Origin of the sequence: Microcoleus sp. w1-18aA5, assembly GCF_036701705.1 — a bacterium.
Classification (GTDB): Bacteria; Cyanobacteriota; Cyanobacteriia; order Cyanobacteriales; family Microcoleaceae; genus Microcoleus.
The window spans coordinates 90511-102597 of record NZ_JAUPTE010000005.1; the positions used below are offsets into that span (position 1 = coordinate 90511).

At 45.0% G+C, this 12087-nt stretch carries 11 protein-coding genes; 6 read left to right on the forward strand and 5 right to left on the reverse strand.

Annotated elements, in window-relative coordinates:
- Positions 1-75 precede the first annotated feature (75 nt).
- The 3 genes from Q5691_RS03370 to Q5691_RS03380 form a co-directional block, all read right to left on the reverse strand.
- Positions 76-1578, reverse strand: coding sequence for a HoxN/HupN/NixA family nickel/cobalt transporter (locus Q5691_RS03370; RefSeq protein ID WP_333311385.1), 1503 nt, complete (start codon positions 1576-1578; stop codon positions 76-78).
- A gap of 272 nt (positions 1579-1850) precedes the next feature.
- The gene (locus Q5691_RS03375) at positions 1851-3257 is read right to left on the reverse strand and encodes a hypothetical protein (RefSeq protein WP_333343906.1); all 1407 of its coding nucleotides are present in this window, start codon (positions 3255-3257) and stop codon (positions 1851-1853) included.
- A gap of 184 nt (positions 3258-3441) precedes the next feature.
- The gene (locus Q5691_RS03380; protein ID WP_333211864.1) at positions 3442-4656 is read right to left on the reverse strand and encodes a DUF4331 domain-containing protein; all 1215 of its coding nucleotides are present in this window, start codon (positions 4654-4656) and stop codon (positions 3442-3444) included.
- A gap of 621 nt (positions 4657-5277) precedes the next feature.
- Here Q5691_RS03380 and Q5691_RS03385 point away from each other — a divergent pair.
- The 4 genes from Q5691_RS03385 to Q5691_RS03400 all read left to right on the forward strand — a co-directional run bounded on the left by Q5691_RS03385 (position 5278) and on the right by Q5691_RS03400 (position 8265).
- Entirely contained in the window at positions 5278-5847 is a 570-nt protein-coding gene (locus tag Q5691_RS03385; protein ID WP_333211863.1) for a sigma-70 family RNA polymerase sigma factor, read from the forward strand.
- 150 nt (positions 5848-5997) lie between these two features.
- Positions 5998-6612 carry a cupin domain-containing protein gene (locus tag Q5691_RS03390; protein ID WP_333343907.1) on the forward strand — a complete coding sequence of 205 codons (615 nt, stop codon included), beginning with the start codon at positions 5998-6000 and terminating at the stop codon, positions 6610-6612.
- A gap of 166 nt (positions 6613-6778) precedes the next feature.
- Positions 6779-7276: a DUF732 domain-containing protein gene (locus Q5691_RS03395; RefSeq protein ID WP_333311389.1), complete on the forward strand. Its 498-nt coding sequence runs from the start codon at positions 6779-6781 to the stop codon at positions 7274-7276.
- Positions 7277-7446: 170 nt separating this feature from the next.
- Entirely contained in the window at positions 7447-8265 is an 819-nt protein-coding gene (locus Q5691_RS03400) for a hypothetical protein (RefSeq protein WP_333211857.1), read from the forward strand.
- A 242-nt stretch (positions 8266-8507) separates the two neighbouring features.
- Here the strand turns inward: Q5691_RS03400 and Q5691_RS03405 are convergent, their stop codons facing one another.
- A complete protein-coding gene (locus Q5691_RS03405) occupies positions 8508-9107 on the reverse strand; it encodes a class I SAM-dependent methyltransferase (RefSeq protein ID WP_333343908.1) in 600 nt (199 codons plus the stop codon).
- A gap of 43 nt (positions 9108-9150) precedes the next feature.
- A complete protein-coding gene (locus Q5691_RS03410; protein ID WP_333211854.1) occupies positions 9151-9738 on the reverse strand; it encodes an acireductone dioxygenase in 588 nt (195 codons plus the stop codon).
- A gap of 356 nt (positions 9739-10094) precedes the next feature.
- Here Q5691_RS03410 and der point away from each other — a divergent pair, with 356 nt between their 5' ends.
- Together der and Q5691_RS03420 are read left to right on the forward strand one after the other, a co-directional pair.
- Positions 10095-11456: a ribosome biogenesis GTPase Der gene (der, locus tag Q5691_RS03415; RefSeq protein WP_333343909.1), complete on the forward strand. Its 1362-nt coding sequence runs from the start codon at positions 10095-10097 to the stop codon at positions 11454-11456.
- 164 nt (positions 11457-11620) lie between these two features.
- Entirely contained in the window at positions 11621-11992 is a 372-nt protein-coding gene (locus Q5691_RS03420; protein ID WP_333211850.1) for a four helix bundle protein, read from the forward strand.
- Positions 11993-12087: the final 95 nt, after the last annotated feature.

The following is a 12087-nucleotide window of genomic DNA, read 5'->3' on the forward strand; positions in this document are numbered from 1 at the left end:
CTTCAAGAAATCGGGTATCTCAAATCCGACTTATTCGTAAGTTTGTAGTTAGGAGGGAGAGTCCTAATTTTATGCTTATCCATTGCCAACTACCCATTGATTGGCAGCCAATATTTTCAACATCGCCTGTCCGGTAATTCCCAACCCCAATAACATTACAAACATCGCGCTAATCGCCGGCATAAATTTGACTGCTGTGATCTGTTTGGGCAGTTTATCAAAATTTCGTTTGGCATAAACTAAGATTAATCCGATCGCACTCAGCACTAAAGCCAATCCCAAACTAAACGCTACAACTAACGTCATCCCCAAAGCAACATTGCCCAAAGCCGATGCACTCAACAGCATCACCAAAGCGGAAGGACAAGGCAACAAACCGCCGGAAATCCCCAACGCTAATAAGCTTTTCCAAGTAATAGCAGAACCGTCAGCACCAGGAGGCAAATGCGAATGAATCCGGCCGTCTCCGTGATGGTGGTAGTGGTGAGATATATCTGGTTTTACAGGTGTAAATTCTCTCTCCCAACTTCCTCTATTTAAAAGGTTTACTGGTTCCTCACGGTTTATATTAAGGAGTTCCGTTCTTAAAAAACAGTTTTTATTGAAAAATTTAGTCTTAATTTTTTTGATAAATTCAGTTTTCACGACTAACCTAGTCTTGAGTTTTTTTAATAGTAAATTTAGCCCGATGAAGGCCACTAATAAACCCGAGATTAAACTTAGCCAAGGATCTAATTTTTCTGGATCAATTAAGTTAGAAGCAAACAAAGTAATTCCGCCCACCGCAAACACGCCGGCAGTGTGAGTAATTGTAGTGGTTGCTGCTAGAAATAAAGCGTGTAGGGGAGTAGCCCGCGAACCCACTAAATAAGCGCCGACTATGGTTTTTCCGTGTCCGGGCGACATCGCGTGCACGCATCCCCAAGCAAATGCTCCCGCTATTGCTAGTAAAAAACTCCAACCTGAATCCCAGAGAGATTCATTTCCGGCTAACAAAAAGTCGCGGTTTTGCGGCGTAAATACAAAGCTTTTTACAGCACCCGCTTGCACAATCGTGGCTTGGCAGCTAGCTGTCGAAACTTCGGGCAAAAACAGATTGTAATTAATCCGCAATTTCTCTGGTTTGGAGATGGAAATTGAGTCAGGCAAAGCGGGGGTTTTATCTTGAGAAGGTGCGGGCCAGGTGTAGTCTAAAATTAAGGTGCTGTGGGTATTCGGCTGCTGGATTGAAATGGCGGTTTTAGCTGCTATTTCTAGCGGGTTTACTGCTACGGAGCCTTGAATATTGCTACTGTTGGCGATGCGGATTTGTTGGCTAAAAAACTTTTCTAGCTGTGTTTGGTGCTTGCGAACTTCAGCAGGTTGTAGCTGGCTGTCTCGATTGTCGTCGGCGAAGTTTGTTAAACCGGTTGGGAAAGTTAATGTTATTTCGGTTTGCAAATCTTTGACTACTATTTCTGCTACGGATAAGTCTGACCAGTGCGAGTAAACTGGTCTGGTTGAGGTTGTTAGTAACAAGGAAAGTGTCAGGAAGAATAGGAGGAAAAACCTTAGTAATTGGTTCAACTTATAGTGCATAAATACCTTCGTTTTTAGGTAATTTGTTTGTGAATTATTTGTGTTTGTTGGGATTTTTGAGGCGATCAATCTTTTCGTGAGTCTCACAGTCCGCCAGGGGTTGAAACCCCTGTCTCATAGCGAAAGTCGGTTGAAACCGACTAAAAGATTTTTTACTTTTTAGTGAAATCTTTTAGTCCTCTTGACAGGACTTAAGCTTTTAGCCAGGGGTTGAAACCCCTGGCGGATTGACGGAATAGCGAACTTTGCCGAATGGCTGCTATTAGCTAATCTCAAAATTCATAACTTCCCAAACCTAATGCTTGGCGAGATCGATCGTCAAAATTCGGGTCAATTTCCTTGGACTTTTGAAAATAAGCGCGAGATTCAGCATCCTTACCTAAAGTACGGGCGATCGCAGCAGCCCGGTAAAACATACCCGCATCCCGAATGCCCGATCGCACTATTTCGGCCATCACTCGATCGGCCTTTTGCCATTCCCCAGCGGCGGAAAGCGCCCAAGCCAAAGTATCCAACGTCACAGCATCCCGCCGAATTTTCACCTCATCCTGCATTAACACCAGCGCTTCCGCAACATCCTGCGATCGACCTTTTTCCAGCAGCAAACTTGCCAAATCGCGCCGGTGTCCGAAACCGCGAGCTCCAGAAACCTGTTCCTGTCGCAGCCCTGCTTCTGCTTTGTCGCGAAGTCGCCGGGATTCGATCGCATCACCCTGCAAATCCTTCACCCTCGCCATACCGCGATCGACAATGCGATCGAACACAGTCGCAACCGGGCCAGAATACGCAGAAACCTTGCTGTAATAGCCTTCCGCCTCCCGATAATTGCCCTGCCGCGTCTCCAAATCCGCCAAATAAATCAGCGCCAGCGGGTATCGCGGCACCAACCGCAGCGCCTCCAAAAACAGCGCTTTCGCCTGCACAAACTGCCCGCGACGCGCGTAAAATCGACCCAAGAGCGATCGGGCCCGCGCCGAACCAGCAACCTCTCCCGGTTCCTCCGCCGCCATTGCTTGCCGGTAATCCTGCAAAACCTCAGCATCTCGGCCCTGAGACTCTCTCGCTAAAGCTCTCAAAGTGAGAGAACCCAAGTTAGGAATCCGGTTAACTAAGGCTTCTGCGGCTGCATTTGCCTCGCTCACTTTACCCATCGCTAAGTGAGATGTAACTGAAAGGGCGATCGCATCTTCATTATCAGAACCCGCCTGTTTAGCAAAGCGCAAAGCAGTAGCAAAATCGTGTCTCGCCTCAGCAATCCGAGCTAAAACTAACAGCGCACCTTTGTTGTCAAAAGGCAAATCGGCGATCGACCTTTGAGCCGCTTGTTCTGCCAATAAAAACCAACCTCCCTCCCCAGTAGCGCGAGCCATTTTTAAATAAGATCCCGCCAGCGCCGCCCGGTTCAAACCGCTGCGGGAATCAACAGCCAATCGCTGCTGGTAAAAAGCTATTTCTTGCTGAATTGCTTCCTTTTGATTCGGATTATTTCTCAAACTTTCCGAAAAATGATAGCGGTAATTAGTATCTAGATTTTCGGGGCTTTTGTTGGAAAATTTTTCTGAAATAAAACGAAAATTAGGAGGTAAATTCACTACTACCATCCCAACAAAAGGAACTACTATCAGCAGCCACCACGAGAAAATATCCGACTTTATTTCCTGTTTAGTTTTAGTTTTCATACATCCGCGTTCATCTGCGTTAATCCGCCTTCATCTGCGGTCAAAACAAGTCTTTTCTATTGTGGTAAGGTGCGTCGCCATCTATAATCTGCAAGTTTCATTAAAAATCTCATAGCGACGCACCCTACATTCATAGATCTGTCAACTGTCAACTGTCAACTGTCAACTGTCAACTGTCAACTGACTAATTAGGCAAAGCCAAATAAGGAAAATTCCGTTCTAAAGGTTTGTGTCCCTGAGCCGGATTTCCCGGAGTTCCGTTATATGAAACATTATCGCCAACCGGAGAACCCACCAAAGCTCCCAGAGTAATATCAATAACGTCGTCCATCAGCATACGACCTCCGATCAAGCTTCCTTGAGCATTTGTAGCGCTAGCGTAGCCGCTGGTTTTTGTGGTATCAATCCGCATGACATCGGGTAAGAAAGCTCCGGCGATCGCATTTGGATCGACATTATCCCGACCGTCCAAAAGATCGACAGCATTCAGAGTAGCAACAGCTTCCTGACGCACCGGAGCAGCAGCAGCGCTTAAATCAGATCTCGGAGGAATATTATTGAATGCTTCCAGATAAGCGGGAGTAACTATTAAACCCTCATTAATTGCAGGCCTGGCCAAACGCTCGAATTGTTTGAAACCGCCAGCTCCGTCTCTGATAGAAACAGTTGACCAAACATCAAAAGTATTCGCCCCACTTCCTGCTTGCAAAAATGCTTTCGGAACGCGGACAGCAATTGTATTGACGTTGTAACCTTTAGTAAAGTCAATCGCTTGACTCGGTTCTTTAAAAGCAGTGCGCGGCCCCGTTCCCAAAGCTGCGGCGCGAACTCGGAAAAATTGTTCCACATCAAAGAAAAACGGGTCTTCCCGTAAACCCGCAAATACAGTCAAGTTAGAACCGCCCACAGGTACTGTATTCAAAACAGCATTAGAATTCAGCGGAGTTGTGGCAATTAGCCCGCCGTTAACTGTAGCCTTAGTAGTTGTCTCCGAGCCGTTGCGAACAACAGTTACAGCTACCGCTTGCATACCTCTATTGTTAGGCGGACTGAAGGCAAACCGCAAGATAATATCCGAGCGTCCAGTAGGTGTAGAATTCACGTCACCTACCTGCGTGATATGAAATTGGTAAAGGGCTGTAGTGCTGAAATAATATTGATAACGGGCGACAGACCTGGGATTTGAATTCATAGTAAATACTAAATCCCCGTCCGCAGCACCTGAGTTTTGGTCTTTTTCGCGATATACATACAGGTCAGTTAAATTGACCGCGCGACCTTTGATATCTACTTCGCCGTCGTCGTGGTCGGAAGCGACAATTATCCCTGGAGTTAATAGAGCAATTAAAGCTACTTCAATAGCTAGTATGGTTCGGCGAATTTTTTTTGTGAGCTTCACAGTTAGCACCTTTATTTCAATGAAATTTTTGCACAAATCAATGCTAAATAACCCGCATTCGCGGGTTTTACTTTTGTAGCAACAGGTTGAAATCTGTCAACCTGTCGGGCTTTTGCGCTATTGCTGAGCCTTCTCCTATTGGTGGTATACGAAGGTTTGGCAATTTTGGATCTGTGCGGCCAGACTAATTTATATAAAAAAGTGGGTAATTAAGGATTTACTCGTGCCCGGACTATTCTTGGAAATGCCCGATCGGAGACACATCCACCCTCGCTATACAAGAGACAGAGCGTCGCTTATATGGGTTTCCAGACTCTTCTTGGGAGCGATCGAACAAAGCTTGGGAACGAGTGAATGGCGCGGTTTTGACTCTTCACGCTCAGGGATTTTTTCGTTCTGCATAAAGCGGATTGGTAAGTATCCAAAAAATCACTAATTAGGTGGTAAAATCCAAGATGACTTAGGATTTTTACAATTCAAAGCACGACAAAATTAGCCTGAAAAGGCATCCTCCAGCTTGTACCCCCAACTTCAAACTTACAATTATGTTCTGTAGTGATATACGCCGAATTGTTAATTTTGGATCTGTGCCGTCAAAACAAAAATTTTGGGTACACTGAAATGACAGGCCAGAAGTCAGGCGATGAATCGCTGCTTTTAGTGCAGATTGCCCGGAAAGACCAAACGGCATTAGCTAAACTTTACGATCGCTACGGTCGCCCAAGTTACGCTCTCGCTTACAAAATCCTGGGTTCGGTAGAAGAAGCTGAAGAAGTGGTAATCGATGTTTTTTCCCAAATTTGGCAAAAAGCAGCAACTTACGATCCTTCTCGCAGTCGAGCAGATACGTGGTTGTTCATGCTGACCCGCAGTCGTTCCCTCGATCGGCTCCGAGCGATTCAGCGAACAGTCCGGGCTGCTGAAGCTTGTCTGGAAGATGCTAAAATACCCATCTCTAGCGTTGCAGAACCGATGGAAGATGCAATGTTTAAAGAACGCAGGGAACAAGTCAAAGCAGCCTTAGAAAAACTGCCAAAGGAACAGCAAGAGGCGATCGAACTCGCCTACTATCAAGGGCTGACTTGCGCGGCGATATCAGCTAAAACTGGTATCCCGACAGGTACAATTAAAACCAGAATTCGGTTGGGTATTTCCAAATTGCGTCAAGCTTTGAGCGAACATTTTTTTTAGATGGTCAAAAAACAAAATTTAAGTTGTTTAACCTCAATCTAAAATTATGGTCTCTCCAATCATCCATCTTGAGTGCGAGGGCAGCAGACCAATTTCCAGTTTAAAATCAACCTAGGCTGAATTACAATTAATGGCGGAAAACAGATGGAAATGATGCCAGACGAGGAATATAAAATCCTTGCAGCCCTTCAAGCTCTCGATATCCTCGACGAGTCAGAACGCGGCGCATTTGCAGAAAAATTGAAAGAGTCCGCAGAACTTACAAGTGAATTAGCTGCTTTGGAATCAACAATTGCCGCGATCGCCTACACAGCCCCCCCATTTCCAGTCGCCCCCGACCTCAAAAACCGCCTGTTACAGCGCATAGCCGAACTGCCGCCAACCCAGGCAGAATCAGTAAATATCAACCCAATTGTTACCTCCCCAAAAGAGAACAATGCTCCATCTTTAATCGTGCGATCGAATGATGTCAAATGGAAATCTTATGGAGTTGCGGGAGTCTCATTGGGCAAGCTTTATATTGACAAAACAAATCGCCAAATTACCTGCTTGCTGCGACTTGAACCGGGAGTAACATTTCCCCTGCACCGACACGCTGCCTCGGAGGAAGTGTTTGTATTAGAAGGAGACTTAATTGTAGAAGGGGAAATTTGCCATCAAGGCGACTACATTCGATCGGTTCCCGGTTCCATACATTCCTCCCTCACACAAGGGGGATGTTTGCTGTTAATGAAAACTTCCATAGACAACGAAATGCTCGTCTGATATTATGTTTGTTGAATTACCGACAGCTTGGAGGGCGGGCTTATGTAGATTTTTAGTTAGAATTACAGATTGTTGGTGAAACCAGACCCTACAATTATTTTGGTTAATTTACCAGACACGCTCTCACTCAAAAACACCCGCCTTGCTCCGCATTCTGCGGTTAAAAATGCCAATATATTACATAATTTCCATGCTAAATTACTCGCGCTTAACTGCTGTTATATCCGCCGTTATTATACAATTTGTACCCAGCAACCAAAGCGCGATCGCCCAAGAACGCGAAGGATGTTTTCTTGTTAATTCAGTGGGAGAAGTAATTAACTTAAATTTGTTGTGTTCGCCTCAAGAATCAGACATTAAGCTGACAGGAAACGATGGGAAATTTCTCGAAGACTACAAACGCTTAGCAAAAAGTTACTCTCCCGAAGCAACGGATAATTTACTGCAAGCCATCCAAAGGGCCCCTGGTCAAAAAATTGCGGCCGCTAAAAGAATGTGTGCGGAAGCAAAATCGGGAGTTTCTCTGCCGGAAGTTAAATTAAGAGCGATCGGGCAAGCAGCGAGTATCGAAAATCCAACTGTCAAAGAAAGTTTTCTGGCGGATGCCGATATTATTACTACTCTTGCCGCCAACCATTATTGCCCGGAGTTAGCCAGTAAGTAATATCATGAAATTTGGAGAGACACGCTAAGCGAGCATCTCAGTTTTGCTTTTACTATCCCTGTGCGATCGTCCGCCTCCCACTCCTAAAAAATACTTGTTACAAAACTGAGATGCTTCCCACGGTAATGCCGCGTCTCTACTTGCAGCAACGATCCATGAAATTACCGGAAATGAAACATTTAAAATCAAGTTCCGCCGACTTGCGGGATTTATTCAAAGACAGCATTACAGTTAAATATCTCGCGGAACCGCTGAAAGCTGTCCCCGCTTGCGAAGACGCAGCCAAGTTGCGATCGTGGATGGAGGCCCGCGATTTTGACGTACTCGGTATCGAAGAAAACGGCACGGTTTGTGGCTATGTAGAACGATCGCACTTAAAGACAGGCAAGTGCAGCGACTACCAGCAAATTTTTCACCCCTCCCAATTAATTGCCGCCGCCACTCCTTTGATGGAATTGCTGCCACTGCTGCGAGAAAAACCGAGATTATTTGTATTAGAAAGCAACAGGATCGACGGGATCGTTACCTGCGGCGATTTGCAAAAAGCACCGGTGCGGATGCTGCTGTTTGGATTGGTGACGCTTCTGGAAATGAATTTATTACGGATCGTGCGGATTTACTTTCCCCAAGATTCTTGGCAAAAATTGCTTAAGGGCGATCGCATTTTAGCCGCCAAACACCTTTGGGAATTGGGGCGATCGCGAAATGAAGCAATTGACTTAATTGATTACCTGCAATTCTGCGACAAGCGAGATTTAATCCTGACTTCTGCTGAAATAGTCGATCGGCTGGGGCTCAAATCCAAACGCTACGGGGAGCGTTTTTTAAAGTCAGCAGAAGCATTGAGAAACAAATTAGCTCACGCTCAAGATTTAATTAACGGTTCTTCTTGGCCGGAAGTAATTTTTTTGGCTCAGGAAATAGAAGCGCTTTTGCAGCGTTGCGAAGAAATTGAAATGGCGGCACCTAATGAAGCTGAGAGCATTTAAAAAATCAGAAAGGTTCGAGACTAAAAAATGAAAAATCAATAACTTGCACAATTAAACCCCAGAAGCTTTGATCCAAGGTAAACTATTGCTCTATTAGTCACCTTCTTTATTTTTCATTCCTTAGCAATTAGGAAGCTAATTTAACGGTAAATTCCGAAAAATTCAGTAAAAACGAGCTGCAACTTTTCCAGAACTCCGACTTCAAGAGAGTGCCGACTTCTTTAAGCAGTCGGCACTATATATTAATCTCTCTTACGAGCAACAATGTGAAAAATATGCCAGTGTTTTTCCTCGCCTAGCGCCGTTACTCCAGGATGTTCTTCTTCGTCAAACCACTCAATCTGCAAGGACTTTAGCAGCACTTGAATTTGTTCGCGAGTATGATGAGTGCGATCGGGGTAAACAGCCCATGAGTCGCGATCGCCAAACAATTGACCGCAGAAATATCCTCCTGGATTTAGCGATGTCACGATCGTTTCCCAAAGATGGGGGAAATCGGCGGGCTGACAAAAAGGGAGGCAAAAACTGGCATTGATTAGATCGATCGATTGAGGCAAAGTTAAGGTTTCAAAACGCATCAATTGAGTTTGGAGCAGATCGCGTTGAATCGGACGATCCAGCAAGCGATCGAAGGCATTTTGTTCCCTGTCAATCGCTAAAACCCGCCAGCCTCGACGCAGGAGTTCCACCGTATCTCGTCCATCGCCACAGCCTAAATCTACAGCGAATCGAGGACGATATAGCAACGGTTCCGTGTCAAAAATTGACAAAGCTTTCAGCAAAGTTTCATGCGGCGGGCGACCTTCCACCGCTTGATAGTAAGTCACCCAATTCTGTTTCATCTTCTTCTTCCTCCTCTACAAATTTCCCCTCTTCTTCTGGCTCTTAATTTTTAATTTTTAGTTTCCTGTTAGTATACTGAGGAACCCAGCCTTGAGCACTGGTGTAATACTGCAAGGCTTTCAAGTACAGCGACGGAGTGAGATAAAACCAATGTTCGGTATTGGCAGGCACTTTAATGTATTCTTCAGCTTGCAGCATTAATTGTACCTGAGAGCCGTTAGAATACACAAACCCAAAAACGCATTCCCCAGCTAAAATGTGAAGAACTTCTGCATCTGTGTGGGTGTGAGTGCGATCGCTTTGAGTCATCAGCGCGTAAATCTGCTGCGAACCTGGATGCAGCACTTTCAAGTCGCACCACTTATATCCGCTGGCGCGCTTAAACTCTTCAAACTCGCTATTAAATGCTCCGAGAATCTGCTGTTTTTCTGTAACATTGAGAATGTCTTGAACTAGCAGTTCCTGAAACGCCGGATTTTTGTTTGTGGGCAGGGAATCGATCTCAATATTTAAAACGGCCAGTTGACTCGCGATCCCCCGGATATCCGTATATGTTCTACCGTCTTCTAGTTGCAGAACAGCCATATTACCACCTAATGTTTTGAGCTTTGAGGGAAATTTAGTTTCCATTTTTAAGCTGCTGTTTTAAGCTTTCGTCAAAAACTAAACTCCTGCTTTTTTTCAATAATAGCCGATCGCTAAAATCCTATATCTACCTTCATAATCATCAAAGAATTACCACAGATGAGATGATTTGTTGAGTTATTTAAGTTTTATTTCTAATTCTCAGAGTGGGGCTGGGAATGCAGATCCATAGGCTGTGGCTATTTTTTAGGGTTCGATGTTTAAACGGGCGATCAGTAAAACACCGCCTACAGCATGAAAAGACAGAAACACAGCCTCAATCTATAAAAATCTCGTCAGATTAGCTTACAATACAAGACTAAAGCTCAAAATTACGGCGCAGCCTCATTGCTGCTACTTTTATGTCTCTACCTATAGTTGCTATTATTGGACGCCCCAATGTAGGCAAATCGACGATCGTCAACCGTTTAGCCAACACCCAAGACGCGATCGTCCACGACGAACCAGGAATCACGCGCGATCGCACTTACAGACCAGCATACTGGGGCGATCGGGAATATCAAGTCGTAGACACCGGCGGGCTAGTATTCGACGACGAGACCGAATTTCTGCCTTTAATTCGCGAACAAGCAATGGCGGCCCTCGCAGAAGCCAGCGCAGCCATTTTCGTAGTTGACGGAAAAACCGGGCTCACCGGCGGCGACGAAGCGATCGCATCTTGGCTGAGACTGCAAAAAGTCCCAGTCATTCTCGCCGTCAACAAATGCGAATCGGAAAATACAGGACTCACCCAAGCAGCCGACTTTTGGCAATTGGGAATGGGAGAACCTTACCCAATTTCCGGCATTCACGGCAACGGCACCGGCGAATTGCTTGACAAATTAATTACTTACCTTCCCACGGAAATATTACCAGAAGTTGAGGAAATTAAAGTAGCAATTATCGGTCGTCCCAACGTTGGAAAATCGAGTTTGTTAAACGCATTTCTCGGAGAAAATCGCGCCATAGTCAGCCCGATTTCCGGCACAACCCGCGACGCGATCGACACCTTAGTAGAACGCAACGGTAAAACCTACCGCCTGATTGACACAGCCGGAATTCGCAAAAAGAAAAACGTCGAATACGGCGCAGAATTTTTCGGGATCAACCGCGCTTTCAAAGCCATCCGCCGCGCCAATGTCATACTGTTAGTAATTGACGCAATTGACGGCGTTACGGATCAAGACCAAAAATTAGCCGATCGCATCAGCCAAGAAGGTCGCGCCTGCATCATAGTCGTCAACAAATGGGATGCCGTAGAAAAAGAGTCCGACACCATATACGAGTACGAAAGAGAAGTAAGAACCCGACTTTATTTCCTCGACTGGGCAGAAATGATTTTTGTTAGCGCCATGAGTGGACAGCGAGTTGAAAAAATCATTGAATTAGTAGATAAAGCCTCCGACGAACACAAACGTCGCGTCCCTACCGCCGTCATTAACGAAGTGATAGAAGAAGCCACAACCTGGCACTCAGCCCCAGTTACCCGCCAAGGAAAACAAGGCAAAATCTATTACGGTACTCAAGTGCGATCGCAGCCACCGACAATCGCCCTATTCGTCAACGATCCCAAACGCTTCACCGAAAACTACCGCCGCTACATGGAAAGCCAATTCCGCAAACACCTAGGCTTTACCGGTACACCAATGCGGCTACTTTGGAGAGGCAAAAAAGTTCGTGCCACCGAAATGAGCACAACAAACAGAGCACTGCGCGTGAAGTGATTTTAGATTTTAGATTTGGGATTTTAGATTGAAGAGAAAACGCAGTTTAATGGTATAATTAAGTTGCGATTTTTTTCTTTTGTCTTCCTTCGCCTCTTGGCAATTCAATTACTTGGTATTTGAAACAATTCCAAATCAAACAATCTAAAATCTAAAATCGCAAGGTGGACGAACAAGAGTTTAAAAGAAGAACAAAGCAGCTAGCATTGAGAGTTATTAAGCTAGTAGATGCGCTGCCCAAAGGCTCCGCTTCTCAGGTAATTGGCAAGCAGTTAATTCGTTCAGCAACTTCTGTAGGAGCCAATTATCGAGCGGCTTGTCGTGCTAAGTCAACAGCAGACTTAATTTCTAAACTCAGGATAGTGGAAGAAGAAGCGGATGAAAGTCTTTACTGGATGGAGTTAATAGTTGAAGCTGAATTGGTAGATGCCACTAAATTGAAAAGTATCATGTCAGAAACCAATGAGATTTTAGCGATGACAGTTGCGTCCATCAAAACTTTAATTGCTAAAAACCCAACAGCAAATCGCAAATAAAAAAATGTCAAAATTCAACAAAAATTTTCTCTCAAAAATCAAACAATCAAATAATCCCCACTCAAAAAATCAATTGCTCAATCAAATAATCCCAT

Excerpts from the sequence above, each read along its gene's own strand:
- Q5691_RS03370 (WP_333311385.1), bottom strand. The coding sequence starts at position 1,578 with ATGCACTATAAGTTGAACCAATTACTAAGGTTTTTCCTCCTATTCTTC.
- Q5691_RS03375 (WP_333343906.1), bottom strand. The coding sequence starts at position 3,257 with ATGAAAACTAAAACTAAACAGGAAATAAAGTCGGATATTTTCTCGTGG.
- Q5691_RS03385 (WP_333211863.1), top strand. The coding sequence starts at position 5,278 with ATGACAGGCCAGAAGTCAGGCGATGAATCGCTGCTTTTAGTGCAGATT.
- Q5691_RS03390 (WP_333343907.1), top strand. The coding sequence starts at position 5,998 with ATGATGCCAGACGAGGAATATAAAATCCTTGCAGCCCTTCAAGCTCTC.
- Q5691_RS03395 (WP_333311389.1), top strand. The coding sequence starts at position 6,779 with ATGCCAATATATTACATAATTTCCATGCTAAATTACTCGCGCTTAACT.
- Q5691_RS03400 (WP_333211857.1), top strand. The coding sequence starts at position 7,447 with ATGAAACATTTAAAATCAAGTTCCGCCGACTTGCGGGATTTATTCAAA.
- Q5691_RS03405 (WP_333343908.1), bottom strand. The coding sequence starts at position 9,107 with ATGAAACAGAATTGGGTGACTTACTATCAAGCGGTGGAAGGTCGCCCG.
- Q5691_RS03410 (WP_333211854.1), bottom strand. The coding sequence starts at position 9,738 with ATGGAAACTAAATTTCCCTCAAAGCTCAAAACATTAGGTGGTAATATG.
- der (WP_333343909.1), top strand. The coding sequence starts at position 10,095 with ATGTCTCTACCTATAGTTGCTATTATTGGACGCCCCAATGTAGGCAAA.